Source organism: Limimaricola litoreus, assembly GCF_024159025.1.
In the GTDB taxonomy this organism is placed as follows: domain Bacteria; phylum Pseudomonadota; class Alphaproteobacteria; order Rhodobacterales; family Rhodobacteraceae; genus Limimaricola; species Limimaricola litoreus.
The window spans coordinates 1-26,857 of the sequence record NZ_JAMYXC010000053.1; the positions used below are offsets into that span (position 1 = coordinate 1).

The window sequence follows — 26,857 nt, forward strand, 5'->3', positions numbered from 1 at the left end:
TGGGCGGCGGCAGCGCCAGCCTCTCCACGCCGCCGCCCGACACGCGCGAAGTCGCGCCGGGCGCGACGCTGCCCTTCGGTGAGGTCGCCAAGGTCTGCGGCCTGTCCAAGCGGGCGTTGGGCACGCCGGTGGCTGCGGAGGCGGGCTTCACGCTCTATGACAGCGCCGCCACCTCGACCGCGCGGCGCACGCAGTACCTTACCGGTTTCGACGATGGCTGCGCGCGGCAGTTCACCGCGGCGCTGGCACTGTTCGGCGATGTCGCGGTGCATGAGGCGACGGCTTACGGCGCGGGGGTGACGCATGGGCCGATCGCGAGGGCCTATGAAGAGGTGAAGCGGCAGATCTGCGGTGCGGCCAAGGGCCAGCCCTGCGGCGCGGCCACGGCCCGGCTCGCGCGCAACACCAGCTTTCTCACCGCCTATGCCGCCTTCGGCGCGAGTGGAAGCCACGCCGACATGCTGCTGCATGACGGGCGCGTGCTGGCGATGGGTGTCGAGGGCTGAAGCCTAGTAATGCGGCGGACGCTGATCGGTCAGGGTGACGGAGCCTTCGGCATCCGCTTCCGCCCGCTCGGTCAGCCGCATCACCTGGCGGGTCAGCACCGCGATCTCGCGTTCCTGGCGCGCCACCACGTCCGACAGGTCGTCGACGGTGCGGATCAGGTGGCTCAGCCGCTCTTCGATGTCGATCTGTGTGCTCATGCCCGCTAAACACACCAGCCGCGCCGGGGTTTCAAGCCCGAAGCTTGCCCCCGCGACCGCCCCGCGCTAAGCCCCCGCGCGACTCCGCTCCCGAAAGGACGATCCATGGCCAAGGACAAGATCCGCCGCCCCCGCGCCGAAACGCCGAAGGGGTTCCGCGACTATTTCGGCGCCGAGGTCACCGCGCGCGCCGCGATGCTGCGCCGGATCGCCGAGGTCTATCATGCCTATGGCTTCGATGCGCTGGAGACCAGCGGCGTCGAGACGGTCGAGGCGCTGGGCAAGTTCCTGCCCGATGTCGACCGGCCCAACGAGGGCGTCTTTGCCTGGCAGGAAGATGTCGAGGGATCGAAGCCCGGCGACTGGCTGGCGCTGCGCTACGACCTGACCGCGCCGCTGGCACGGGTCTATGCCCAGCACCGCAACGACCTTCCCACCCCCTATCGCCGCTACGCCATGGGACCCGTCTGGCGCAACGAGAAGCCGGGGCCGGGGCGGTTCCGCCAGTTCTACCAATGCGACGCCGACACGGTGGGCGCGCCTTCGGTCGCCGCCGATGCCGAGATCTGCGCCATGCTCGCGGACACGCTGGAGGCGGTCGGCATTTCGCGCGGCGACTACATCGTGCGCGTGAACAGCCGCAAGGTTCTCAACGGCGTGATGGAAGTGGCGGGCGTGCTGGACCCCTCCGACCCGGAAAAGTTCGCCGCCGAGCGCGGCATCGTGCTGCGCGCCATCGACAAGCTCGACCGGCTGGGCACCGAGGGCGTGCGGATGCTGCTGGGCGAGGGGCGCCGCGACGAGTCGGGCGATTTCACCAAGGGCGCGGGCCTCGGCGCGGAACAGGCCGAGGTGGTCATGGGCTTCATGGAAGCCCGCCGGGACACCGCCGAAGCCACGCTGGCGCGGCTGCGCGAGCTGGTCGGCGGCTCGGCTATGGGGGCCGAGGGCGTGGAAGAACTCGCGACCATCGCCGCGCTGCTCGATGCGCAGGGCATGGGGTCTGATCGCGTCGTCATCGACCCCTCGGTCGTGCGCGGCCTGGGCTACTACACCGGCCCGGTGTTCGAGGCGGAGCTCACCTTCGAGATCCTCGACGAGAAGGGCCGCCCGCGGCAGTTCGGCTCGGTTGCCGGCGGCGGGCGCTACGACGATCTGGTCAAGCGCTTCACCGGTCAGGCCGTGCCTGCCACGGGCGTGTCGATCGGCGTCGACCGGCTGCTCGCGGCGCTGGCCGCCAAGGGGCGGGGCGAGGCCGAGGCGCAGGGGCCGGTCGTCGTCACCGTCATGGACCGCGACCGCATGGCCGACTACCAGGCGATGGCCTCGGAACTGCGCGCGGCGGGCATCCGGGCCGAGGTCTATCTCGGCAACCCCAAGAACTTCGGCAACCAGATGAAATACGCCGACCGGCGCGGCAGCCCGGTCGCGGTGATCGAGGGCGGCGACGAAAAAGAGCGCGGCGTCGTGCAGATCAAGGACCTGATCCTGGGCGCACAGATCGCGAAGGACGCGACGCTCGAGGAGTGGAAGGACCGCCCCTCGCAGATCGAGGTGCCGCGGGATGAGCTGGTGGCACGGGTGCGCGGGATGATCGAAGGCCAATCCTCATGATGCCCGGACCCATGGGCGCGCCTGCCCGCGCCGAGGCGGAGCGGCTGCGGGCGATCTTCGAGGCGACCGGCGCGCAGCCCGTCGATACCTCGATCCTGCAGCCCGCCGACGTGCTGCTCGACCTTTACGGCGAGGACATCCGCGCCCGCGCCTATGTCACCGCCGACCCGCTCAGGGGCGAGATGATGCTGCGCCCGGACTTCACCGTGCCGGTGGTGCGCGCCCATATGGACGAGGGCGGCGATCCGGCGCGCTACACCTATGCGGGCGAGGTGTTCCGGCGGCAGGAGACCGACCCGGCGCGCCCGATCGAGTTCCTGCAGACCGGCTTCGAGATCTTCGGCGGCGAACCGGCGCAGGCTGATGCCGAAGTCTTCGCCACCATCGCGGGCGCGCTCGACAGGCTCGACCTGCGCCCCTCCACCGGCGATATCGGCATCCTGATGGCGGCGGTGCGCGGGCTCAGGACCTCCGAAGCGCGCAAGGCCGCGCTCTTGCGCCATGTCTGGCGGCCGCGCCGGTTCCGGGCGCTGCTCGACCGCTACAGCGCGCGCACGCCGCTGCCTGCGCACAAGACGGCGCTGCTTGCCGCCGACGCCCCGCTTGCCGGGATCGATGTCTTGCCCGGGCTGCGCAGCCGCGCCGAGATCGAGGCGCGCATAGCCACGCTGCGCGCCGAGGCTGAAACGCCGCCACTGGGCGAGGAGGAGACCGCGCTGATCGACATGATCGTCGACCTGCGCGAGACCGCGCCCAACGTGCTGTCGTCCTTGCGCGACATTGCCGTCGACATGCCCGCCATCTCGGATGCGGTGACGGGGCTGACCCGGCGGCTCGATGCGCTGTCGGCGCGCGGGATCGACGTCGATGCGCTTCCCTTCGAGGGCAGCTTCGGCCGCACCACGCTCGAATATTATGACGGTTTCGTCTTCGGCTTCCAGTCGCCCACCCGCGCCGACCTGCCGCCCGTGGCCACCGGCGGGCGCTACGACGCGCTGACCCGGCATCTGGGGCAGGGCCGCGCCGTGCCGGCGGTGGGAGGCGTGATCCGGCCCGAGCTCGTCGTGCAGATCAGGGAGGGCCGGGCATGATCCGCCTCGGCGTGCCGTCCAAGGGGCGGCTAATGGAAAAGACCTTCGACTGGTTCGGCGCGCGCGGGCTCAGCCTGCGCAAGAACGGCAACGAACGCGAATATGCGGGCGTGGTCGAGGGGATCGACGGTGTCGAGCTGGCGCTGCTGTCGGCGGGCGAGATCCCGCGCGAGCTGGCCGCGGGGCGGCTGCATCTGGGCGTGACCGGCTCGGACCTCGTGCGCGAGAAGGTCGCGGGTTGGGACCTGCGGCTGCGCGAGCTGGCGCATATGGGCTTCGGCGGCGCCGACCTCATCATCGCGGTGCCGCAGGCCTGGGTCGATGTCGACACGCTCGACGATCTCGACGCCGTGGCCGCTGCCTTCCGCCGCACCCATGGTTTCCGGCTGCGCATCGCCACCAAGTATCATCGCCTGACGCGCGAGTTCCTGCGCGAGCACGGCGTCGCCGACTACCAACTCGTCGACAGCCAGGGCGCGACCGAGGGCGTGGTGCGCAACGAGACGGCCGAGGCGATCGCCGACATCACCTCCACCGGCGAGACCCTGCGCGCCAACGGGCTGAAGATCCTCTCGGACGGGATGATCCATTCGAGCCAGGCGACGCTCTTCAAGTCGAACACCGCGCCGTGGTCGGACGCGCATCGCGCCACGCTCGACGCGCTCGAGGACAAGCTCGGGCTCTAGAGGACGCCGATCTCGGCCAGCGCCGCCTGCAGCGCGGGCGGCAGCGGGTCCTCGTTCTCGCGGCCCGGCGCGATGTCGCGTGGCGCATCCTCGGGCTTGAGGTAGCGCCAGCCCTGGAACGCCCGCTTGGGCGTCGCGGCGACGCGTTTCAGATCCGGCTCGCAGACGATGGCGCAGCGGCGGATGCCGTCGCCGCGATCCACCTCGTCGAAGCGGATCACCCTCTGGCGGCACAGGATCACGCCCTTGATCACCCAGTAGATCGAGCCGCCCGACAGCACCTCCTCGGCGCGCTTGGGCCACATGCGGGTGACATGGCGCGGCAGCCCGTCGGAGCCTTGGCCCCGCCGGTCCGATTGCCAGGCCGCGAGGTCCGAGACGTCTTCGGTCCCGACGGAAAGCTTGATGAGATGCAGCATGGTTAACGACTTAGGAGCCGCGGGGCAGGGCTGCAACTCCCGATTTCGTGTTGTGGCAAGATCGCAATTTCTTGTGGATAAGGTTGTGTCAAACACAATCTGTAGCTTGGATCATGCTATGATACACTATATCCACGGTTACCGTCGGGGCCTGAGTCCCCTCTGAATTTCCGATATGTATCAAGCCGAAGGACCGCCCTCATGACCCGTTTTTCCGCGCCCATCGCCGAGCAGATCTGGGACATGAAGTATCGCTTCAAGGAAAGCGACGGCACGCCGATCGACGGCACGGTCGAGGACAGCTGGCGCCGCATCGCCCGCGCGCTCGCGGCGCCCGAGAAGGACCCGGCGCATTGGGAGGAGAAGTTCTACGGCGCGCTGGAAGATTTCCGCTACCTGCCCGCGGGCCGGATCACCGCCGGTGCCGGCACGGCGCGCGCCGTGACGCTGTTCAACTGCTTCGTCATGGGCACCGTGCCCGATTCGATGTCGGGCATCTTCGACATGCTGAAGGAAGCCGCGCTGACCATGCAGCAGGGCGGCGGCATCGGCTATGACTTCTCGACCATCCGCCCGCGCGGCGCCGAGGTGAAGGGCGTGGCCGCCGATGCCTCGGGCCCCTTGTCCTTCATGGATGTCTGGGACGCGATGTGCCGCACCATCATGTCGGCCGGCTCGCGCCGCGGTGCGATGATGGCAACGATGCGCTGCGACCACCCCGACGTCGAGGCCTTCATCACCGCCAAGTCCGATCCGGCGCGGCTGCGCATGTTCAACATGTCGGTGCTGGTCACCGATCCCTTCATGGAAGCGGTGAAGGCCGACGACTCGTGGGATCTCGTCTTCAAGGACCGCGTCTACAAGACCGTGCAGGCGCGCGATCTGTGGAACGCGATCATGAAGTCGACCTATGAGCAGGCCGAGCCCGGCGTGATCTTCATCGACCGCATCAACCAGATGAACAACTTGGGCTATTGCGAGGACATCTCGGCCACCAACCCCTGCGGCGAGCAGCCGCTGCCGCCTTATGGCGCCTGCCTTCTGGGCTCGATCAACCTCGCCAAGCTGGTGAAGAACGCATTCGAGGCCGGTGCAAAGCTCGACGAGGCCGAGCTCGACGACCTCGTCGCCATGGCCGTGCGGATGATGGACAACGTCGTCGACGCCTCGAACTTCCCGCTCGAGGCGCAGGCCGAGGAAGCCCGCAACAAGCGCCGCATCGGCCTTGGCGTCACCGGCCTTGCCGACGCGCTGCTGATGGTCGGGCTGCGCTACGGCTCGGACGAGGCCGCGGCCCAGACCGAGGCCTGGATGAAGCGCATCGCGCGCGCCTCCTACCTCGCGAGCGTGGAACTTGCGAAGGAGAAGGGCGCCTTCCCGCTGTTCGACGCCAAGAAGTACCTCGCCACCGGCAACATGATGCAGATGGACAAGGACGTGCGCGACGCGATTGCCAAGCACGGCATCCGCAACGCGCTTTTGACCTCGATCGCGCCCACCGGCACCATCTCGCTCTATGCGGGCAACGTGTCCTCGGGCATCGAGCCGGTCTTTGCCTATGCCTACACCCGCAAGGTGCTCCAGAAGGACGGCAGCCGCACCGAGGAAGAGGTCGTGGATTACGCCGTGCAGGCCTGGCGCGAGAAGTTCGGGGACAAGGAGCTGCCCGACTACTTCGTCAACGCCCAGACGCTGGCTCCGATGGACCACGTGAAGATGCAGGCCGCGGCGCAGAAGTGGATCGACAGCTCGATCTCCAAGACGATCAACTGCCCCGAGGACATTTCCTTCGAGGCGTTCAAGGACGTCTACATGGAAGCCTACGAGACGGGCTGCAAGGGCTGCACCACCTACCGGCCCAACGACATCACCGGCTCCGTGCTGTCGGTCTCCGAGCCCGCCAAGGCGCCCGAGGCGAAATCCGCGCCCGCCGAGGCGACGGGCGGGGAAGTGATCTACATGTCCGAGCCGCTCGACCGCCCGGCCGAGCTGGAGGGCGCGACCTACAAGCTGAAGTGGCCCGACTCCGAGCACGCGATCTACATCACCGTCAACGACCTCGTCGTCGGCGGCCACCGCCGGCCCTTCGAGGTGTTCATCAACTCCAAGAACATGGAGCACTTCGCCTGGACCGTGGCGCTGACGCGGATGGTCTCGGCGGTGTTCCGGCGCGGCGGCGACGTCTCCTTCGTGGTCGAGGAGCTGAAGGCCGTGTTCGACCCGCGCGGCGGCGCTTGGATTAAGGGGAAATACGTGCCCTCGATCCTCGCCGCGATCGGCGGCGTGATCGAGAAGCACATGATCTCCACGGGCTTCCTCGCCGGCGAGGGCCAAGGCCTCAAGGAGGACCCGCAGCAGCAGGTCGTCAACCTCGACGCCCCCCGCGGCAAGTCCTGCCCCTCCTGCGGCAGCTTCGAGCTGCGCATGGTCGAGGGCTGCATGACCTGCGGCAGCTGCGGTCATTCGAAGTGCGGGTGACGTAGCCTGTAAATGTACCAAATGAGCATATGAGTGCGAATTGATGGCTTGAGCCCGAAAATCGCACGTCAATCTAACTCGTCGATGACCCCGGCAGACATGCCGGGGTCATTCTCGTTTCGGCCAAGGACGGACAGTGTCCCGGCCAGCCGATTCCTTCGCGCCTCCGGCCCATCGTTCGCAGAGCCGCCGAGGTGCAGTTTACCGGGTTGTATGCACGGCGCATCGACTCGCCTGACCTGTTTGGCGCGGACCGCCGTTCTGCAGGGCCAAGTGAGGCAATTGCTATTCTGCAGCATGGCCGGCGTAATGGGCCGCAATCGGGGTAGCGTTCGGTTTCCGTGGCATTCCTTTGCGCGAGGTCTTGCAAAACTCGCCATCGTCAGAGGGCTTCGATGCGGCAGCGCAGCGCGGGCAAGCGTCTGACGCACGGCCATCGCCCCGGATCCTAACGTCGCGTAAGCGAAATCACGGCTTTCTTGCCGCATGGCAAACCGCCCCGTCTACTTCCGAGTATCAGGGGGCCGCATGGTCCGAGGATGTCAACGGAGAACCGAGACATGAGCGAACAGACTCTTCTGGCATGGTGGAGCTTCAACAACACGGACAATGACGGCGATCTGCTCAACAGCACCGCGGCTGATGCCAGTGCACGGGCGCAGTACGGCCACATGCTCGACAACAACGCCTTTGACGACGGCTTCTACGACCCCGCGGCCCCGCTTTCAGGGATCACGCCGCAACTTGCGGGCATTGATGCGCTGTTTCCGGTGACCGGCGCTGGGGCAGGTGCCCTTGTCAGCGCCGACCCCAGCTTCGGCACAGTGCCGGACATCGCGGGCTATGGCGCCTATATCGACGTGACCGGGCTCGAGGGCGACAACTTTGCCACCGACACCACGCATAACTGGGGCTCGTTTAATGGCACGGGGCTGAACCGGCCCGAGGGCAGCTTTGGCGGCGGCTCCTTGAGTGTGACCGGCAGCGGCAACAACGGCGCCTTCTTCGACATCCATGCCGACCTCTCCGATTGGAGCAATATCGACATCTCATGGGCCAATCGCGGAACCAGCTCGGGCTTTGACAGCCGCACCGTCTCGGTCTCCACCGATGGCGGGCTGACCTTCGTCGAAGCCTATGCCGCGACCGGCGGCCTCACCTCGAACTGGACGCTGGCGACGGCAGATGCGGGCAGCCTGCTCGACGGGGCTTCCGACGCGGTCATCCGGTTCTCGATCGATGGAGCGACCACCTCCTCGGGCAACAACCGGTTCGATAATATTCAGCTGACCGGGACCACCTTGGGCACACCGCCCGAGCCCGAGCCGGAGCCCGAAGGGTCCGAGACGGTGCTGATCTCGGCCATTCAGGGTACGCCCGAGACGCAGACCGTCAGCAGGTTCGGCGAGGCCGGCAGCTCGCCGCTCGACGGTACGCAGCAGCGCATCGAAGGCGTTATCACGGCCGTCTTCCCCGATCTCGACGGCTTCTTTATGCAGGAAGAGGCCAGCGACAGCGACGATGACGCGAGCTCTTCCGAAGGTATCTTCGTCTATGCCCCCGACGCCTCGGACCTTGCCGAGGGACAGCTCGTGTCGGTGACCGGCACGGTGGGCGAGCGCTTCGGCATGACCCAGCTCAGCGCCGAGCTGGGCGGGGCCGATATCGAAATCGTCGATGCAGGCAACAACCTCGGGCTGATCGACGTGGCGGTGATCGAGCGCTCCGCCTACGGCGGCAACGAGGACATCACCGCGCTCGAGCAATTCGAGGGCATGAAGGTCAGCTTCGCGCAGGACATGGTCGTCTCGGAATATTTCCAGCTGGCCCGCTTCGGGCAGATCACCCTCTACGAAGGCGAGCGTCCCTACCAGTTCACCCAGCTCAACGCGCCCGACGAAGAGGGCTATGCGGCCCATCTCGAGGATCTGGCCAGCCGCCGGATCATCCTCGACGATGGCAACAACACGCAGAACGCGACGACAGCGGATGGCACGATCTTTCATCCGCAGCCGGGCGGTCTCTCGACCGGGGTGCAGGGCGAGGATTACGTCCGCGGCGGCGATGTGGCCACCGATCTCACCGGTGTGCTGCATTGGTCCTGGGCAGGCTCGGGCGGCACCGATGCCTGGCGCCTGCGCCCGACCGAGGCCGACCCGGTCACCTTCACCCCGGTCAACACGCGCACCGACACGCCCGAGGATGTCGGCGGCACGCTCAAGGCCGCGTCGTTCAACGTGCTGAACTACTTCACCACGCTAGACGATGGAACGAACATGACGGCCACGGGGCAAAGCCCGCGGGGCGCCAACAGCGCCGCCGAGTTGGAGCGCCAGACCGACAAGATCGTCGATGCGCTGGTCAAGCTCGATGCGCAGGTCGTGGGACTTCTTGAAATCGAGAACGACGACGGCGAGGCCACCGCGGCGCTGGTCGATGCGCTCAACGCCCGGCTCGGCACCGAGACCTATGCCTATGTCGATACCGGGGTGATCGGCACGGACGCGATCAAGGTGGCGCTGATCTACGATCAGACCGAGGTTCGGCCCGTCGGCGATTACGCGATCCTCGACGAATCCGTCGATGCGCGGTTCCGCGACGGGGCGAACCGTCCCGCGCTCGCCCAGAGCTTCGAGGAGATCGAGACGACCGGCACCTTCACGGCCAGCGTCAACCATTTCAAGTCCAAGGGGTCGATCTTCGAGGGTGACGCGGGAACCGGGGACGGCGCGGGCAACAACGACCAGATCCGCACCGATGCCGCCGCGGCGCTGGTCGACTGGCTCGCCACCGATCCGACTGGCTCGGGTGACGCGGACCAGCTGATCCTCGGCGACCTGAACTCCTATGCGCGCGAAGATCCGATCGAGACGATCCGGCAGGGCGCGGACGACAGCGCCGGCACGGCGGATGATTACGTGGACCTGCTGGCGGCAAACGCAGGCGACGGCGCCTACAGCTACCTCTTCGACGGGCAGCTCGGCACGCTCGACTACGCGATGGCCAATCTCGATCTTGCCGGGCAGGTCACCGGGGCGACGGCTTGGCACATCAATGCCGACGAGGTGCCGCTGTTCGATTACAACGACGACATCCTCGACCCGGGTGAGAGGAGTTTCGAGGTGGAGCCTTCGGGCAACGACCTCTACGAGGCGAACGCCTACCGCGCCTCGGATCACGATCCCATCCTCGTCGGGCTCGACCTCGCGCCGACCTTCGAACTTCTCGCCGGCGGCACGGCGGGACGCGACAAGCTGGTGGGCACCGACGGGCGCGACCTGATCGTCAGCGGGGCCGGGCGCAACGACAAGATGAGCGGCGGCGCGGATGCAGACCGCTTCGTCTTCGGGGCCGAAACCTCGAATGGCCGACGCGAACGCGACATGATCTCCGATTACGAGATCGGCCTCGACGAGATCGACCTCGGTGGCGCACGCATCGCCGGGACGGACCATGCCGGCAACCATTTGAAGATCACCCTGGCGGGCGACGGCGACATGATCTTCCTGAAGTTCGTCGATGACCTCGCCGATGTTTCGTTCATCAACGAGGGTCAGATGATGTTCGCCTGATCCGGATCGCCGGGCGGGCGAAGTCCCGCCCCGGCCCCACGGACAGACATCTCGCGTCGCAACTCGGCCATGATGCGACGCGAGATGGCGGCCAGAAGGCAGCGGGCAAAGGGCTGTCGAATCGGCAAGGCCTGCCCGCCGCAGCTGCGCAGCGTGCGCCGCAGACAGAAACCGGTTCTTCGCGCAGACGTCTGGGATTTTCGGGATGCTTGGTAGCGGAGGAGGGACTTGGGCACACACCCCAGTCAATCACCCTCTGCAGAATAAGGGTTCGACGATCCCGCAGAGCTTCTTCGACTCCGCGTCCCCGTTCCTATGGCTCTAAGAGCTCCTAACAAAACCGCCTAATCTGGTTCATGCAGATGATGGCTGTGGCGAGTTTGATGAGGGCCATGTGGATGTCGGCGCGGCGGTCGTAGCGGGTGGCGAGCCTGCGAAACTGCGCGAACCATGCGAAGGTCCGCTCAACGACCCATCGGTGACGCCCGAGCTTCGTGGAGGTCTCGACACCGCGCCGGGCGATGCGGGGGGTAATGGACCGCGCCCGGCATTCGCGGAGGCACCGGCGGTGATCGTAGGCCTTGTCGGCATGCAGCTTCTGGGGTCGCTTGCGGGGGCGACCGCGCTTGACCGAGCGCACCCCCGGCACGGCGTCGAGCGTGGCCGCCATCGCCATGCTGTCGTGGCGGTTCGCGCCCGTCAGCGTCACGCCGAGCGGCGTGCCCCTTCGGTCCGTGCAGCAGTGCCTCTTCGTGCCTGCACGACCACGGTCCGTCGGGTTCGGGTCGGTCATCTCGCCCTCCTTTTGCCCCGATGGACGCGGCATCCAAGGAGGCGCGGGACCAGTCCAGCTCGCCCGCCCGGTTGAGGCGTTCCAAGAGCACCCGGTGTAGCCGGTCCCACACCCCCGCCTGTTGCCAGTCGCGCAGCCGCCGCCAGCAGGTCATGCCCGAGCAGCCGAACACCTCGCGCGGCAGCATCTCCCAAGGCATGCCGGTCCGCAGCACGAACACGATCCCCCGAAGCGCATCTCGATCCGACACCCGAGGGCGACCCCCCTTCGGCTTCGGCAGTTCCTCCGGCAGCAGCGGCGCCACCACCGTCCACATCTCATCGGGCACAAGCTCATGTCTCATGCCGAGAGAATCCACGAGACAAGGATAGGTTTCGTTAGGCGCTCTAAGCGAAGCAGACCTTTGGCATGAAGTGACTTCCCTCGTCCCAACACTGTATTCTGGTTGTTTTCTGCGTTGCGTCCTCACTCAAGCGTGCGATCTCGATGCGTCGGTTGTTGCACGGGGTAGGCGACCTACTCTCATGCTTTGGGTGCCCCATGACCGGAAGTCCGTAGGGGTGTTCCACAAGCGCCCAAACCTAATGAAATATGAGGCAACGTGGACCATGCGACCCGCAAATCGGCTTCATATAGATCAATGGGTCGTCATAGGAGTGGACTACGACTTTCATGATCCGCAGCGGTTTCCATCAAGATAACGGCGTGCGATCAGGGCCCTGCATCCGGTGTCGGTGGCCCGCGCCCCTACAGAGCGCTGAGATCCAACGGGCGCGACGCAAATGTGGAGGAGCCGCTAATCGCCGGCAAGGCTCCATCGACTGGCTGGGCAATCATCCTTCCTCCAGCTAAGGGATTGAACCCGAGTGATTATCTTGATCTATTCTCCGGAAATGGTGGAGATAGATTGTGCCTACAAAAATATTAGAGTTTCATGGCTTCACGCCGCTGTCGCCTGAAAGCAGGAAATACTCAAAATTAAGGTGGTGTCCATTTGTGGACCTCAAATGCAAGAAGAATCGAAGCGGAGGAGCCTGCGCGTTGCAAGGCCCTAAGTCGCCACCTGTCATCATTTGCCCCAACAGACTTTACGCGAAAGACTTCGCTGTAATTAAAAGGGTCGCCGAGGAGGCTTTCGGCCCACTCTGCGAGCTGATCACGGACGAAGAGGCGGAGAAGCGGAGGCGCAAAAAAAATTTAACAGGAAACGAAATCGTCGTATTCGGGCAAGGCTATAGCGGCGAAGTCGGCATCGAGGCGCCTTCAGAAGCTGACGCCGGCGGAACATTCAAGATCGACTTTCTACTGGCGAAAGTTGATAGCAATCTCAATCCAACATCGATCGTCGCAGTTGAAGTGCAAACTATCGATACAACAAACAAATATTCAGATGCGTCAAAGTTCTATTACGATGGGGACCCCTACCCGGGGCACGGGCAGAACCCACAGCCGGGCTGGACGAAGGCTGGGTTCAACTGGGAGAATGTGTCCAAACGAATTCTTCCGCAGCTCATATATAAGGGGCACGCCTTGCGTCGGGAGAAACTCGCGATGCATGGCCTATATTTCATACTCCCGGATCCGGTATTCAGAAAAATTCTTACGCGGGTCGGCGGTTCTCTTCTGGAGTATCCGAAGGGCCCCGGGACGGTAACATTCCATTCGTATCAACTTGCTGAAAATTGGGCAGGTCCAGAGCGACCGATCGAGTTCGTTGCCGAGATTACTACTACCGTAGAGCAACTGGCTTTCGCGTTTGTGTCTCCGCAGAACTTGCCGCCTCTTGGGGTTTATGAGGACACCTTGAAAAAAAGGTTGACCGAAATGGCGCGGAAAAGAAAGCTGTAAGCCTAAGCTAAGCTTGCCTCTCCGCCGAAGTGGCGCCATGCGAAGTGAGCATGAACGAGATCCAACCAATCAATCATTCGTCCAAGCGCGAAGAATCCAGTTTTGCGCCGCGCTCCTTTCTCCATCGAGATGGTTTATGCCGCAGTCTCTTCGACTTCTGCATTTTCCATCGCCTCAAGCAGGGCTCGTCCGATGGCCTGTCCGAGGAGCGGCGGGACGGCGTTACCAACCTGAACATATTGCTCAGTTTTGGAGCCAGAAAATACGAAGCTGTCCGGAAACGATTGCAAGCGGGCAGCCTCGCGAACAGATATAGCGCGGTCCTGTTCGGGATGGATGTAAGCGCCCCAATGGATATCGCATTTCGTCAGAATGGTGCAGGAGAGCCCATCCCAAGTCATCCGACCATAGCGTTTGGTGTGGTCCGATCGCTTCGCCCGCTTCATCCCTGCCGGAAGCAATTCGAAAGGAATATCGCGCCAGCTGCCGCCAGGCGGAATGTGTTTGAGACGGTCCATGTTTACCTGACCCAAGCGAGGCGCCGCATGGTTCTCTACGGTTGTCCGATTGCCACGGAGAAGGGTCTGAAACTCACCTTGAGGCTCAGCAGCATACTCCAACGTGCCGCGGTTCTCCCCGTTCTTGAGCAGGGGGAGATCTCCAATGGCATGTTTGATCGTCACATAGGGTTTCAGACCAGGTCCATGGGTCGGCTCGGGGTGGATGATCGGCGCACCGACACGGTTGCCGATGATGACGACCCGCCGGCGCTCCTGCGGCACGCCGTAGTCCTCGGCACGTAGGACCTGCTCTCGGACCTTGTAGCCCAGCTTCGCGAATTCTTCCTTAATGGCCTGCAGGGCCTCACCGCCACCGGCGGAGAAAATCCCCGTGACGTTCTCCATGACAACGAACTTCGGGTGCATCTCTTCCACGACACGAAGATACTCCCGGAAAAGCTGGGAGCGCTCATCATGCATGCCGCGTTGATGGTTGTAGACCGAGTAGGCCTGGCATGGGGGGCCCCCTGCCAGGACGTCCAACTCGCCCTTCTTGAGGCCGGTCGCCGCCCTCAGGCGCTTCGCCGAAAGATCCTGAATTGAACCCGGGATGAACGTGGCTTGATCATGCGAATTCTCGAAGGTTTTTCCGGCAGCGTCGAAGCAATCGTTACCTGCCAGCACACAGAATCCGGCCATTTCCAAGCCGGCGGTCAGCCCGCCGGCACCGCAGAAGAGGTCCACTACTGTCAGTTTCCGCTGCTCGCCCATGCCGCCCTCTGAGTCTTCTTTTGTTCTCTCTGCGGATACCAGATATCACGGATTCCGGCAATTCATTATCGACATGGACGCTACGGCGCGTCGTCGATCTTGTCTGGTATGTCGCTCTTGAACTCGCGCAGAGAAACCGCGTCACCGCCGGAGAGCCCCTCGATCGCCGCTCCGAGTGTAATGTAGGTCGACGGATCGATCACCTTGAGCTCGTATGGTAGGCCCAGGGCTTGCTGCTCGAAGTCGACCAGGCACCAGACAATATCGCAGTTCGATACGTCATCGACCTTGTGCATCTTCCCCATGGACTTGAAGAATGCGACGTCGACCGCATTCGGGGCGAAGCCCGAACCGAGCGAACTGACGGATGAGGAGAGCGCGATCTGGGAGGCGGAATTCACCCGGCTCATGGGCGAACCGGGCCCTGAGGAGGAGGCCTTCTTCGCTCGCCGCCGGAAGCTGGGCTTGGGCATGAGCTTCGATGAGATTGGCGATCTCGTCTGGGTCGGTGATGTGGAAGAGGGATAGCGCTCTCCAGCGCCTGACCGATGCGTGCCGGGCAGACCCAGAGCCTGCCCGGCAATTCATTACACCGCGTGCTGTGCCTTGCTGATGACGGTGTCCACATCACCCGACAGCTCATTGAGGGGCGCGTCCGACGATTGCGAGTGGCCCGTCCACTGCTCGGGTTCGAGGAGAATGGGGTCGCGAATTTCCGCGAGGTGGCGCGCGAAGACCGCGAGTGCATGGGCGTGGGTCTCGATCAGGCGCGCCTTGGCGCAGATCTCGATACGGGGGTCAGGGAGCTTGGCCATCGTTACGCCCCTTTGACAAAGAGGGGGGTGACGGAGGGCACCTCCGGTTCTGGCTGAGCCGCGCGCTGGCTACCCCCGACTTCCGAGAGGGTTAGCAATCCCTCGATGAAGCCGAGCTTGTATTCCCATTCACCAGGATGGTTCAGCCAGAAGGGCGAGCCGACTACCTTGTTCAGATCATCGAAGATCGCGATGACATTCTCGGGGTCCGCGGCCTCCCGGTAAGGGCGGGTGCGCTCCTCGATCGTCCGAACCAGGCCATAGTCGAGCGCATCGACATCGCAGTTCATGGCGTCATGCAGGCCGGTATCCCACATTTTCGTTTGATGGGCGGTGGCCATCTGGCCCAGTTTTTCAGCCCGACCGTCGGAGGCCATCGCCACACGAGCCTGCGCCTTGTCCTGGAGGTTCTTGTGCGCCGAACTCTTCGGCGTCCGAACTACAACGCCGCCTGCATGCTGTGGTGCCGGGAGGAACACCTCATCCCCGGCTTTAGGCATCATGATGTCCCCCGCAGTGAGGCCAAAGACTTCAGCGAGATCGCTGAGGGTCTGAAGTTCGAAGCTGGCGCCATTGCCAGGACTATTCTCGGCCCTGGAGATAGTCTCCACACTCATCCCGGACTTTTCGCGAAGACGGACTTGGGACAGCCCTGCCTTTACACGGAGACCCCGGAGTTTATCGCCATTGATCTGCACGGTTCGTTTCCTTTCGGCGTTTGTTATCAGTGGCTTAATCATGGCACGTCTTCCCTTCCCTGCGTGACGGCAGGAACCCGTAAGTAACTTGTATTTTCGGTCTCCTATTCCATGCTTACCCTCTGTCGACTTGCAAGTAGCCCGTAAGTGGCCCGCATTCCTGGGACTCGGGTTATCTCTGGCAGGGCTGTGTCAGCCATCCGTGTCGATCCCCAAGAATCCGCGGTCGCTCTCCCGGGTGATCATCTTATGCAAGGCCAGCATCATGCGGTCGGCTTTGCTGGCTTCCTCGGCCTTCTTTGTCTCAGATTTTCCCTCGCCATCGCGCCATCGGGCCACAATTTCCAAGATCGCCGCGCCATAGATAATCTTGCGCCGGGTTTCGTCCCGACGGGCCTGCTTGCGAGCGACCGCACGTAAGTCTTTCAGCCTGGCTTGCGCTTCCTCGATGCGCGCATCGAGATCACGCTTCTTCTCGGGTGGTTTCATGGAAAAATCCTTCTCATGCTGAGGGGGAGTTAGGGGCTTCGCCAAGGTTTCGCTCTAAAAACTTCAGCGGCGCCCCTCGGCCCCGTCTGCCGTAGGCAAGCGCGCAGTTACGCAAACCTTAGGTTTGCCTGCGCGCCTCGCCGGCGGGGCTAAAGGAGCGATCTCGCAGATCGGGCGCCACCTCCGAGGCATGCTCCATGCGGCCAGCGTCCTCACGATGTCGACTTACTCGCGCGCCGATGGCCATTCCGCCGTCGCCGCCGCCGCATATCGTGCCCGGTCTTCCTATTTCGATGAAAGACGTGGCCGTCGATATACCTACCGGTCCCGTTCTGGGCTTCTCTGGAACGGTCTCTTTGGCTGGCAAGGAACTGCTCAGGACCTTTGGAACGCGGCCGAGCGCGCTGAGAACCGATGCAACGCACGCGTAGCACGGGAACTTCGCCCGGCGCTGCCTGCTGAGCTACCGCTCAACAAGCAGGTCCAGCTCGTCACAGGATTTAGCCTGTGGCTACGTGACAGCTACGGCGTAGCTGTCCAATCAGTGATTCATGCGCCGTCTTTCAACGACGATGCTTCGGGGAAGAAATTCTGGAAGATCGTGAAGAGAAGCGGGATGCGCCCGGAGAATTTGGCTCTCCTGTTCCGTCCTCATTGGACAAACCTCAATTTCCACGCCCATATTCAGATCACTACGAGAAAGGTCGACCCTGATACCGGAGAGTTCGGACCAAAGACCCGATCCCTGGATGGTCGGGAGACTGGTCCCGAGGAGCTAAAGGCCATTCGAGCCGAATGGCAGAAGCGAACGAACGCCCTTCTTGCCGACATCGGCAGTTCGGCGCGGATCGACATGAGGTCATATGCTGACCAGGCGAAGGCGGGAGTTGCACCAGAGGGACTGCGTGTCCAAGCGCACCTCGGCCCGAAGAGGCATGCCCGCGGCCGCCGACGTATCGCGCAAGGTGATGGAGACGATACCCATGCAGGTCTTAAGCGGAAAGCCGTGCACGAGTGGAATGAGGCGCTATGGGAGGACTGGACAATTCGGCGAGCGCGAGAGCGCTCAACTGCTCGCAAGAGAGATGCCCGCAAATTCGCACGAGAACTGGAGAAGGAACGCAAGCGCTGCGCTCGGATCGAAGCCGAAATTCTCAAGAAAGCCAAGAACGCGAAAGAGGCCGAAACCGCAGTAGCGGCCTCGACCCAGTTTGACAGCCTGAAGGGCGGCTCGGCTCTACAGCGGGCTATTGCCGCCGCGGCTTCCGAACGATGGGATTGCCGGGAGGGCGCTTCGGATGAGTTCGCTTCAGAGGTTGATTTAGAGACCTACGAGCCGCCCCATCCACCACTTCCTGAACCGGTTTTGAAGGTGCGGAAGGAGCGGATGCGGGGCCCTCGCACACGTTAGTAGCAGGCTCGCTGCCCTCCAGGTTTGTGGCCCACGCTTGCCATGCTTCATTGGTTTCCTCGGCCTCCTCAAAGAGAGTCCATGTTTCCTTAGCATCCGACTCTGCTTTTTCGAGTCGGCTGCGAAGATCCGCTACAAGCCGGTCGTGATCCCTCTTTTGAAGAGCCAACTGGCGAGAATGCTCCTCATGGATCTCGGTGATCAGGTCAGTCGTGCAGGCCTGGACTTCACCAGTAAGCAAAGAAAATGCCTTGTCGAGACGATTGCTGATGCGATCCGGGATCAGCTCTTCCATGCGGATTCGATCTGCATCGGCTTGTGCTTCAGCGGCGTTCTCGGCCAGCTCCTCAATGACCTCCCGGATCCTGGTGGGGTTTCCACCGCCCAAGAGATTCCTCACTTGATTGGCGTTCACAACGGCATGAGACCGCCGCAGCGTCTGGTAGGCTGCGGTAATATCTTCGGTCGTGTAAGTCGGTTTGCGCATGATGGTTCCTTTCTTGTTCTAATCTTCTGAAGGGAACCTTGGGTCGGTCGTCAGAATCGAAAACAAACCAACTAACTTTCTCTCATGCAGGCGAACGCCATGGTGAGCCTGTGTCCTGGGTCACGCTATGGTTGTTGTTTCGCTGTGAGCAACACCGACGGCTGCTTCAACGGGACGTCTCAAGAGTGCTGCGAATACACCTCGGTGGCTTGCACCTGTTGGATTGCCCAGTTTGGCTTCAACCTAACTGCAAGGCTGATCTGGGCACCAATGTCGTGGCTTGGGGCGGTAAACTGCGATTGCGAGGCAGTCAGTTCAACGCATTTTGCGCCAGCGGCAGTTGGGCCAGAAATTCTTGAAGAAGCGCGGATTGGTAGTGAAGACGCCATGCCTCGATCATCGTCCCGCCCCCGGAAAGACATCGATAGCCATGGAGAACGATGCTTTTCCGCATGCGGGCCCAAATACTCGAAAAACCTGGCTACGGCTCGTCTTCATTTTTTTCCGTCTGACGGCGATTGACCCATCGCTCCTTCAGACGCGTTCGCAGCAGGTCGCTGGCCGGGCGCCCCGCTTGCATCATGACCACTTTTAGCCCCGGCTTTCGAGCGATCGTCTGTTCGACTTTACGGACATTTTCAAGCACTGCAGCATCTGCCGGCGCTATCGCTCGGGCTTCGAACAACAGCCGGATGGCATCGGCCTCGGTGGTCGGGCGAGACGCATCGAGGCTCGTGCGGTCTTCCAGAGCGGCGATCACATCATCCTTGGCCCGCCGGGCCATCCAAGCATCAAGCTCAGTTTTCGACGAAGTCCTCGCAAAGGTGCCAGATCTTTCTTCCAGCCAAACGATGCGACGATCCAAGGCCGCGAGAATACTCTCATGGAGATCCTCAGCGGCTCGCTGGAGGTCTTCGTGCCAGTCTGCCATGAGCTGTTTCTGAGCAAAGCCCTTTACAGCGTTGTTGCCGAGAAGTGCTGCGGCCCCGATCGCAGGGCTGAGGATAAGGGCACCGGCGGGACCGATTGCGATCAGCCCGAACCAGGCCCCGGCGTTCCCGCCAGCGAAGGCGAGCAGGCCGCGCGAGGCACCATCGAGAATGAGCCAAGCTGGAAGGTCGGATAGGGGAACTCGTCCCCGCGCGACCTCGACGCCCCCACGCAGCACGCCTATGGAGAGCGCGAACTGCAGAATATCCGGGTCAGCCAAGTCCACGGCATGGCCCAGTGTCTCCGCGATCTGCTCCTCGATCGCCGCGATCTCAAATCCGGGAAGGGTCGTCACGAGATGCGCCCAAGGCACATCGCTTTCTACCGCTTTCTCAGCAAGCGTGGCATTGGCGATGACCGGGATATTCGGGTATTTCTCGAAGTGCTCGGTCAGGTTGGAAAACGAAGTCCCGCATTTTACTTGAACAGGCGATCCGTCGACGATGAGATCCAGACCGGGCGTGTTGCTCGACTCCGCGAGGCGGACGCCGTGTCCATCGGCAAGGAGCTTGTCCATGACGAGGCGTTCGGCCGCGTATCCCCGCAGGGACCATCCGGCGCCGGTAGTCAGGAAGTCAGCCGCGCTGAGGGCGAAGGCCATGGGATCACCGAGGTCTTCGGAGCGGGAGAAGTCGGCCGCTTTCATGATGTCAGGGTCAATTGCGGCAGCGTGCCAGAGCATCTCGGCAGCGGTCAGGCCCAGCGTGGCAATGGCATCTGCGATATCGGTCGGTATTTTCTTCGACGACCACGGTTCTGGCGGCGTTCCTGCAGGAGCAGGCATCGGTCCGAGCAAGCGACCGTGAAGAGCGTTGATATCACGACGCATCATTGCGCGATCCTTCGCAGGCATCCAGCCGAAGGAACCGGTGGGTTCGCGATCCAAATTGCGCATGTCCGCGAGGAAGCGATCCAGCCCCGCCTCTCCGTGGTGCGCGCCTTGGGCGGCCATCAGCACCCCCAAACGCGATGCCAACTGGCTACGCACGACCCGAGAACCACGCCCCATTCCAAGCCAGCCGAGCGCGGCAACGCCCGCGAAGACGGTTATGGGGTTGATGAAGGTTGCCAGCAACGAAACCAAGGCTGGGCCGCTGACAAGCGGGATCACCGCGCTGAGTTGCGCGGCCAATATGTAGGGAAGGAAGCCTGCATTGGTGACGAGGCCTGCAAACGCCGCCCAAGTCGCACCTGCTGCCAAGGCATTGCGCGCTCGGGCCTGTCCTTGCCGCAGCGCCTCTGCGATCTCGGGATCGGAGTTCCGAGAGGCGGTGGCGATAATTTCGTCGTCAGCGAGTAGTGCCAGCATCTCTGCGGCCACGATCTCGGGAAACGGCAGAGGCGGCTCCGCAACGACGGCGGCCTTGGCCAAACCCCACTTTTCTTTAGCTTTTTCACCGATCTGCATCACAAGGCCATCGTCAGGTGCTCCGCGGCTGGCCTTCCGGTGGCGTGCCCGGATCGAAGGCGTCAATCTTTCGGCGGCGCGCACGGCGAAAGCAGATGCCGAACGTGTGGCAGATTTATTCGAAAGCGGCATGGCTGATGGTAGTGCCATGGCTTCGGTCAGTCGCCACCAGAGGCGGAAGCGCAAGGCGGCATCGGTGGCCGACGATGTAGCAAGCTCATCCTGGACCGCTTGAAGGTGTTTGGCGGCCGCGTCCGTTTCGAGACCGATCTTGGCACCCACGCCCGCTATAGCGCCTTTCGCGAGGAAAAGCCCATCTACGCATTCTATAAGAGCGATAATCTGGCATATCTCGGCTCGCTCGAGAACACCAAGACCCGAGAGGATATCGACGGGGCGGACAATGGGCGGTGCAGCGGGATCATCGGTCATGCCACCGACAGTGCGTCTCGCTGGACGAAGTTACAACCGTTCATGGAAAACTCTCGCGTTGACCGCAATCGAGAGAAAAGCAAAGTATGCCCTGCGCGTTCCGCGTTGCAACACTTGGCATCCTTTGAAAATAGTTCAGGCCGTTTTCGGCATTCAGTGAGGGACTGTCAGAAGAAGGCGTTTCGCTTCGCATCAGCCCTGCTCCTGAGGTCGGTCCTGCAATTCCTGGGAGCGTGATCGCAATGCTGTTGAATTGGGTCTATAGGGCACTCTCATGCCCGAGAATGCCGCTGTCATGGTCTTGATCTCGTGATTTAGTCTCTCGAAGTCATGCGATCGACGTCTTTGGTGGCGTATCGGCGAAGCACAAAGTTCGATGCAACAGGTGCTTCCGTTATCCTTTTATTATTTTCATGATCCGCCGACAGAAAGACATGGACTTCTGCTTGGCTTCTGAATTCGTGATTTCGAAGGCAAAAGCGGTTTGCCGTATTTTGCTTCGGAAATTAGTTAATTATTTATTTAGTTAGTTGGTTAGTTAGTTAGTTAGTTAGTTAGTTAGTTAGTTAGTTAGTTGGGTTGTGGGTGGGCCAACAAACCAACTTACGAAATAATCGATCAATAAAGCTCCGCCTCTTGCGTCCCCTTTAGGGGCGCAAACTTACGCTTCAGAAGTTTCTCATATCTCCGATCCGAAACCAACTTCTTCGGATGAAAGAGACCCAATCCAGCGAATTCGCCCCGCACACCGCCTCCCTCGTGCCTCTCTCGCCAGAGGAACACATCCGGTTATTACATCCTTCCGGGTCCCGTGGTATCCCCTTGGTTTTTACGAAGCTCGAGAATGCCGACTTTCGGCGTTGCATGGACCCCGAGACCATCATCACGACACTCTCGATCTTCGAGGAGACGAAATCGCTCCTCTCGCTTAATCGCTTCCATTTGAGCAAGGGCGAGTCGCCACGCCTCGCAGCACTGAATGCATTGTTTCTGGATCTTGATTTCCATGCCAAACCCGTCTGGCGGGGATCGCCCCCCCATCTCGTGCGCGAGGCAGTCATCCTGCATCTTGACTTTATCGGCCTTCCGCTCCCGTCGATCTGGACCCACACGGGGCGTGGGCTTGCCGCGATCTGGTTGATCAATGAGCTCCCGCCGGAAGCAGCTGAGCGCTGGCGGGGTGCGCTCAGGGCGCTCATGGACTGCGCGACAGAATTCGGGCCAGATCGATCCTGCTCCGACAGCGTTCGGGTCTTCCGCCTCCCGGGAACTCGCAACGAAAAGTCCGGGAAGATCGTCCAGAGCTACCTCGGAACAGGAACTCGATACGACTTCGACACCTTGTCCGACCAGATCTACGTAGCGCTTGGCCGGCCAACGCGTGCTCAGCTGCAAGAGAGGCGGCGCGAGCAGGAATCGAAGAGCACTTCGCTTGGATCAAGGGCCATGCCCCGGGGAGTGACGCACCGCGAACGTTTTCGCGTGCTCAAGGAAGAACTGGAATCCTTTGCCGAAATGTGCGGCGGGACCATCCCGGAAGGGTGGCGTGCCCTCTGGCTGCACTTCTACGCAACTTGTCTGACCTACGATCCAGACGTGCTGGATATCGAGGAGGACATCTTGCGAGCCGCCCAGCTGACGACGCCGGGACTGACATACCGGGAAATCAAGCCACTCCTTCGGCAGGCGGTTCGCCAGTCCGAGGATCCGGCGCATCGCTATAACTATGCTGGCTCGACGATGGCTGAGAGGCTCGACATCACGACCGCCGATGCAGAGCGCGCAGGATATCGCTTTCTCGTGCCCAGTGAACTGAAGAGGGCGAAAAAACGCGAGGCACGGAGGGCAAGGAACGGCGCCATGTCCCGAACCCGGTGGCTGCAGCTGAATTCGGCGGAGCGCAACAAGCCTTGGGAAGATCTGGGGATCGGGAAAACCAAGTATTACGAACTGAAGAAGGCAGGCCGGCTTGCCGAGTTTGCCGCCTCCCGACCGCGGACAGGTCCGTCACCGCTGTAGGGGCGTAGCCAATCTGGTGCCCTTCCCGAGAGGGGCCGGGTAGGGATGATAACAAGCTCCTTGGCCCCAAAGAACAGACATAAGCCAAGAACGGCCAACGGCGACCGACATGTCGAGCGAAGGGCAAAGAGGTCTGGCGAAGGGCTACCGGCAAGGCCACCGACTTCCTGAGTGCCACCCTCCCTTCCATGAGAGGCTGGCAATCAGGAACCCGCTGACCTCAGGGCCGATGACGAAATGAGACAGGCCAAACAGGAACATCTTGTCGTTCGCAATCCCGCGGCGCTCTCCCCAAGGAGTTTCACACATGTTCTACCTACGGATTCCCCTTATCAACCCTCTCCAGCAGTTCGTAACGACCCATTCGGAGGCCCTGCAGAATGCAGCCCTTCTACTCGGTGGCCCACCGGCGGCACGGATGACTGGCCGGATCATCGAGGATCTGAACACTACCCCGGTCGTCACACGCAGAATGCGCCGAGAGCTGGACAAGCTGCATGCTCTGCTCACACTCAAGCACGTTCATGACCAGAGCCGGCCCGAAGCTGCCTATTTCGCTGCGATCGACCCGGAATGGTCAGCCGTCGATGAGATCTGCCTCCTTAGCGAGCAGCTGGGAGATCTGCTCGCCAAGTTCCCTATAGTCGCCGTGCGAGTTCCAGCAGTCGCATAGGCCTTCCCGCCAGGCCACGCGAGCCTGGCGGCTTGTCAGGCGCTCCATGGAGGGGCGCCCATTACTCGAGGATCCATGATGGATAGCATCGAGAAACTTGCCGTAGACTACGTGACTGCCGGTCGAATCTTCGCAGCGCTCTGGATGGCAAACGAATCACACCTTCAAGGCCTGAGCATAGATGAGACTACTCGGGCCTATATCCAGCGTCTTGCTGAACGTGCAGCCGACCCGCGCAAAGGCGATTACATTCTCGATGAGCTGGCAGACGTGCTGAGCGCTCAGCGATCGCTCCTGCGAGATGCCTATGACGCCGCCGAGGCGGGTTCCCGTGCACGCGCTGTGGCTGATCGGATCTGGCACGCGGTGGGGCGACTACTGGACCGCCTCAGAGAACTACAGGTGGCGCAGGACGCCCTCATGGATCGCCGTGCGGGCAGTGCTTTGGTTAGCGGTTTCCAGCAGGTTCCCCCAGCAGGCTGAGGATTCAAACCCAGTTCAGAGGCTCGCATGACAATCTGACTTCCCGCTCGCAACCAGAGGAAGCGAGCAGCAATGTCCTACGAGAGTGCGAGTCAAACCGGGCGTCGAACCCACCATAAGAAGACCAGTTTCTATGCATCGGGTCCAGGGGATCCGGACATGTTGGAACTCGTCAGGGCTATGGCACGCAAAGCCGCCCGACAAGACGCGAAGGAAAAGACAGAATGCGCCGCCGTGCCGCAATTTACGCCCGTTATTCGACCGCGCTCCAATCGGACCGTTCCATTGAAGACCAAGTGGAGCTCTGCCGAAGCTACCTGAAACGCGAGGGCTATGGCGAAGTCGCGGTATTCGAGGACCGCGCCATGTCGTCCGAGACACTCATCGGGCGTGTCGGTCTCGCTCAGCTTCTGGAAGCGGCTCGCAGCAGAAGCTTCGATGCTGTCGTGGTCGAGTGCGTCGATCGCATTAGTCGGGATTCCGGTGATCTCCACCAGGTTTCGAAACTTCTGCGCTTCAGCGAGATCGACATCATTTCAGCCAACGAAGGTGTGCAAAGCGAGATACAGATTGGCGTGCGCGGCCTTATGGGCACGCTGTTCCTCAAGGATCTCCGTGAAAAGATTCATCGTGGTATGGTTGGAAACATCCGCGAAGGGCTGAGCGCTGGCGGCAAGGCCTATGGCTACTCCCCGATCCTTGGAAAACCGGGCGAGCTTCAGGTTGAAGAGCACGAAGCTGATGTGATCCGGAGGATTTTCCATGAGTATGCAAAGGGGACTTCCCCTCGGCAAATCGCCCACGATCTCAACGCAGAAGGTATCTTGCCGCCGAGGGGCACAAAGTGGAACGCCTCTACCCTGAACGGCAGCGCCGATCGGGGTTACGGCATCCTTCGCAATGCCATCTATGCCGGCGTTCTTGTTTGGGACCGGGTGCGGATGGTGCTCGATCCAGCTACCGGCAAGCGCGTCAGCCGTGTGAAGCCTCGCGAGGATTGGAAATATGCTGAGGTGCCGCACCTGCGGATCGTCGGTGAGGATCTCTGGGACGCTGTCCAAGAGCGGCTCTCGCAGCAGTCCCAAGCAAAGTCGGCCGGGAGGTCGACCCGGACGCCCGCTCGCCCATTCTCCGGTCTTTTGAAATGCGGCTGTTGCGGCGGTGGCATGGCGATCCATGACCGCAAGGGAAATGCGATCCGAATTGCGTGCTCGACGTCTCGCGAGAGCGGGTCTTGCGACAACTCCGGGAAGTTTCGCCTGGATCAGATTGAGGACGAGATCTTCTCAACCCTCCACGACCACCTTCTGCATCCCGCCTATATCGAGGAATACATTTCAGCCTACGATCAGGAGCGGAAGGGTCTGGCCGACTCGGGCAAGGCGGATCACGGCAAGCTCCAGCGCGCGGTCGCAGAAGCACGCAATCTGTTCGAGCGTCGTCTGAACCTCTACGAGCGTGGCGTCCTGGACGGCGATGATGGCGAGGCGAAGCTTCTTGAAGCGAAGAAAGGTATTCGCGCAGCAGAGGCTGAGCTTGCGGCCTTGGATGAAGCCGATGAGGCCGTAGTTTTCGATCCGGTCACACCGGCGCGCTATGCGTCTGCCCTGCAAGACTTGGTGACATCGCTCATCTCCGCGGATGGAAAGCCCGACAACAACGCGCGGGATGCAGTTCGGTCCCTGGTGTCGGAAATCATCGTCTCTCGGCCCGAGGGCGATGGAGTTCCCGTCGAGATCAGGGGGCGCTTGAGCGCCCTCATCTCGAACCCTAATTTTCAAGTGGGGGGTGCGATGGTAGCGGAGGAGGGACTTGAACCCCCGACACGCGGATTATGATTCCGCTGCTCTAACCAACTGAGCTACTCCGCCTGAAGCGAGGCTGGAAGTATGACAGGCAGGCAGGGGCGTCAAGCCGAAAACCGCGAAAAATCGCATCCGCGAACCGGGGGGCGGGACGGGGCGTTGTCGTGGCATGAGGCGCGTGCTTGAGTGTCCTCTCCGATCCCTGCCAGAGGCCTCTTCGTCGCATGTCCGATCCCGCCATTGATACCCAGCAAAGCGCGACTTCACTGCCCGTGGTCTGGCTGCTGGGGCGGACAGGGGCGGGGAAATCCTCGCTCGTGCGGGCGCTCACGGGGCTCGATGAGATCGAGCTGGGCTCGGGCTTCGCGCCCTGCACCCGCAGCGCCGCGGTGTTCGATTTTCCGTCCGATCGGCCCTTGATGCGGTTTCTCGACACGAGGGGGCTGGGCGAGGCGGGCTATGACGCGGCCGAGGATCTCGCGCAATGCGAAGCGCGCAGCCACGCGATCCTCGCCATGGCGCGGCTCGACGATCCGGCGCAGTCCGACCTTGAAGCGGCGCTGCGCGAGGTCAGGCGGCGCAAGCCGCGCATCCGGGTCATTGTGCTGCACACGGCCGCGGCCGAGGTGCCCGATGCGCAGGCGCGCTTTCGCGCGCGCGCGGCGACGCAG

At 62.5% G+C, this 26,857-nt stretch carries 21 protein-coding genes, 1 tRNA gene and 3 pseudogenes; 13 read left to right on the forward strand and 12 right to left on the reverse strand.

The annotated features are described in order from the left end of the window. Positions 1-506, forward strand: a pseudogene (locus NHG85_RS04355) (hypothetical protein); the annotation flags it as partial. 3 nt (positions 507-509) lie between these two features. Here NHG85_RS04355 and NHG85_RS04360 read toward each other — a convergent pair. After that, positions 510-704, reverse strand: coding sequence for a SlyX family protein (locus tag NHG85_RS04360; RefSeq protein WP_253330166.1), 195 nt, complete (start codon positions 702-704; stop codon positions 510-512). A 105-nt stretch (positions 705-809) separates the two neighbouring features. On the opposite strand from NHG85_RS04360, the gene hisS reads away from it, so the two are divergent. The 3 genes from hisS to hisG are packed head-to-tail and all read left to right on the forward strand — an operon-like array spanning position 810 to position 4,095. Beyond that, positions 810-2,318, forward strand: a complete 1,509-nt coding sequence (gene hisS / locus NHG85_RS04365; RefSeq protein WP_253330168.1) for a histidine--tRNA ligase — start codon at positions 810-812, stop codon at positions 2,316-2,318. Then, positions 2,318-3,409 carry an ATP phosphoribosyltransferase regulatory subunit gene (locus NHG85_RS04370; protein ID WP_370362971.1) on the forward strand — a complete coding sequence of 364 codons (1,092 nt, stop codon included), beginning with the start codon at positions 2,318-2,320 and terminating at the stop codon, positions 3,407-3,409. The genes hisS and NHG85_RS04370 overlap by 1 nt, the downstream gene beginning before the upstream one ends. Continuing rightward, positions 3,406-4,095: an ATP phosphoribosyltransferase gene (gene hisG, locus NHG85_RS04375; RefSeq protein WP_253330172.1), complete on the forward strand. Its 690-nt coding sequence runs from the start codon at positions 3,406-3,408 to the stop codon at positions 4,093-4,095. Before NHG85_RS04370 ends, hisG begins: the two co-directional genes overlap by 4 nt. Here the strand turns inward: hisG and NHG85_RS04380 are convergent. Further along, on the reverse strand, positions 4,092-4,514 hold the full coding sequence (locus NHG85_RS04380) for a DUF1489 family protein (RefSeq protein WP_253330174.1): 423 nt from the start codon (positions 4,512-4,514) through the stop codon (positions 4,092-4,094). The genes hisG and NHG85_RS04380 overlap by 4 nt on opposite strands. 201 nt (positions 4,515-4,715) lie before the next feature. Between NHG85_RS04380 and NHG85_RS04385 the strand changes: the two genes are divergently transcribed. Then, a complete protein-coding gene (locus NHG85_RS04385; RefSeq protein ID WP_253330175.1) occupies positions 4,716-6,992 on the forward strand; it encodes an adenosylcobalamin-dependent ribonucleoside-diphosphate reductase in 2,277 nt (758 codons plus the stop codon). A gap of 560 nt (positions 6,993-7,552) precedes the next feature. Further along, positions 7,553-10,564 (forward strand): ExeM/NucH family extracellular endonuclease, encoded by a 3,012-nt coding sequence (locus NHG85_RS04390; protein WP_253330177.1) that lies wholly within the window; start codon positions 7,553-7,555, stop codon positions 10,562-10,564. A gap of 331 nt (positions 10,565-10,895) precedes the next feature. Here the strand turns inward: NHG85_RS04390 and NHG85_RS04395 are convergent. Beyond that, a protein-coding gene (locus NHG85_RS04395; protein WP_253330179.1) for an IS5 family transposase occupies positions 10,896-11,700 on the reverse strand; the annotation gives its coding sequence in 2 pieces (ribosomal slippage) (positions 10,896-11,370 and positions 11,369-11,700; 807 coding nt in all). A gap of 653 nt (positions 11,701-12,353) precedes the next feature. On the opposite strand from NHG85_RS04395, the gene NHG85_RS04400 reads away from it, so the two are divergent. Continuing rightward, positions 12,354-13,205, forward strand: a complete 852-nt coding sequence (locus tag NHG85_RS04400; protein WP_253330181.1) for a NotI family restriction endonuclease — start codon at positions 12,354-12,356, stop codon at positions 13,203-13,205. A gap of 134 nt (positions 13,206-13,339) precedes the next feature. Here the strand turns inward: NHG85_RS04400 and NHG85_RS04405 are convergent, their stop codons facing one another. The 5 genes from NHG85_RS04405 to NHG85_RS04425 form a co-directional block, all read right to left on the reverse strand. After that, entirely contained in the window at positions 13,340-14,476 is a 1,137-nt protein-coding gene (locus NHG85_RS04405; RefSeq protein ID WP_253330183.1) for a DNA cytosine methyltransferase, read from the reverse strand. A gap of 80 nt (positions 14,477-14,556) precedes the next feature. Then, positions 14,557-14,949, reverse strand: coding sequence for a NotI family restriction endonuclease (locus NHG85_RS04410; protein WP_253330185.1), 393 nt, complete (start codon positions 14,947-14,949; stop codon positions 14,557-14,559). Between the two features lie 114 nt (positions 14,950-15,063). After that, the gene (locus tag NHG85_RS04415; RefSeq protein WP_253330187.1) at positions 15,064-15,291 is read right to left on the reverse strand and encodes a hypothetical protein; all 228 of its coding nucleotides are present in this window, start codon (positions 15,289-15,291) and stop codon (positions 15,064-15,066) included. A 2-nt stretch (positions 15,292-15,293) separates the two neighbouring features. Next, positions 15,294-16,031 (reverse strand): helix-turn-helix domain-containing protein, encoded by a 738-nt coding sequence (locus NHG85_RS04420; protein ID WP_253330189.1) that lies wholly within the window; start codon positions 16,029-16,031, stop codon positions 15,294-15,296. A 150-nt stretch (positions 16,032-16,181) separates the two neighbouring features. Then, positions 16,182-16,478 (reverse strand): hypothetical protein, encoded by a 297-nt coding sequence (locus NHG85_RS04425; RefSeq protein ID WP_253330191.1) that lies wholly within the window; start codon positions 16,476-16,478, stop codon positions 16,182-16,184. A 190-nt stretch (positions 16,479-16,668) separates the two neighbouring features. Here NHG85_RS04425 and NHG85_RS04430 point away from each other — a divergent pair, with 190 nt between their 5' ends. After that, positions 16,669-17,889 carry a MobA/MobL family protein gene (locus NHG85_RS04430; protein ID WP_253330193.1) on the forward strand — a complete coding sequence of 407 codons (1,221 nt, stop codon included), beginning with the start codon at positions 16,669-16,671 and terminating at the stop codon, positions 17,887-17,889. Between the two features lie 145 nt (positions 17,890-18,034). Here the strand turns inward: NHG85_RS04430 and NHG85_RS19805 are convergent. Next, positions 18,035-18,376: pseudogene (locus tag NHG85_RS19805) on the reverse strand (DNA-binding protein); the annotation flags it as partial. Between the two features lie 481 nt (positions 18,377-18,857). Then, complete coding sequence (locus NHG85_RS04440) at positions 18,858-21,206, reverse strand: hypothetical protein (protein WP_253330197.1); 2,349 nt, start codon at positions 21,204-21,206, stop codon at positions 18,858-18,860. Between the two features lie 864 nt (positions 21,207-22,070). Between NHG85_RS04440 and NHG85_RS04445 the strand changes: the two genes are divergently transcribed. The 4 genes and pseudogenes from NHG85_RS04445 to NHG85_RS19810 all read left to right on the forward strand — a co-directional run. After that, positions 22,071-23,225, forward strand: coding sequence for a RepB family DNA primase (locus NHG85_RS04445; RefSeq protein ID WP_253330204.1), 1,155 nt, complete (start codon positions 22,071-22,073; stop codon positions 23,223-23,225). A 307-nt stretch (positions 23,226-23,532) separates the two neighbouring features. Beyond that, positions 23,533-23,898 (forward strand): hypothetical protein, encoded by a 366-nt coding sequence (locus tag NHG85_RS04450; RefSeq protein ID WP_253330206.1) that lies wholly within the window; start codon positions 23,533-23,535, stop codon positions 23,896-23,898. 78 nt (positions 23,899-23,976) lie between these two features. Continuing rightward, positions 23,977-24,381 carry a hypothetical protein gene (locus NHG85_RS04455; protein ID WP_253330208.1) on the forward strand — a complete coding sequence of 135 codons (405 nt, stop codon included), beginning with the start codon at positions 23,977-23,979 and terminating at the stop codon, positions 24,379-24,381. 224 nt (positions 24,382-24,605) lie between these two features. Continuing rightward, positions 24,606-25,661: pseudogene (locus NHG85_RS19810) on the forward strand (recombinase family protein); the annotation flags it as partial. 57 nt (positions 25,662-25,718) lie between these two features. On the opposite strand, the gene NHG85_RS04470 reads toward NHG85_RS19810, so the two are convergent. Both NHG85_RS04470 and NHG85_RS04475 read right to left on the reverse strand, forming a co-directional pair. Continuing rightward, the gene (locus tag NHG85_RS04470) at positions 25,719-25,994 is read right to left on the reverse strand and encodes a hypothetical protein (RefSeq protein ID WP_253330213.1); all 276 of its coding nucleotides are present in this window, start codon (positions 25,992-25,994) and stop codon (positions 25,719-25,721) included. Positions 25,995-26,175: 181 nt separating this feature from the next. After that, positions 26,176-26,252, reverse strand: a tRNA-Met gene (locus NHG85_RS04475). A gap of 158 nt (positions 26,253-26,410) precedes the next feature. Here NHG85_RS04475 and NHG85_RS04480 point away from each other — a divergent pair. Then, a partial coding sequence (locus NHG85_RS04480) for a GTPase (protein WP_253330215.1) occupies positions 26,411-26,857 on the forward strand: 447 nt, incomplete at its 3' end.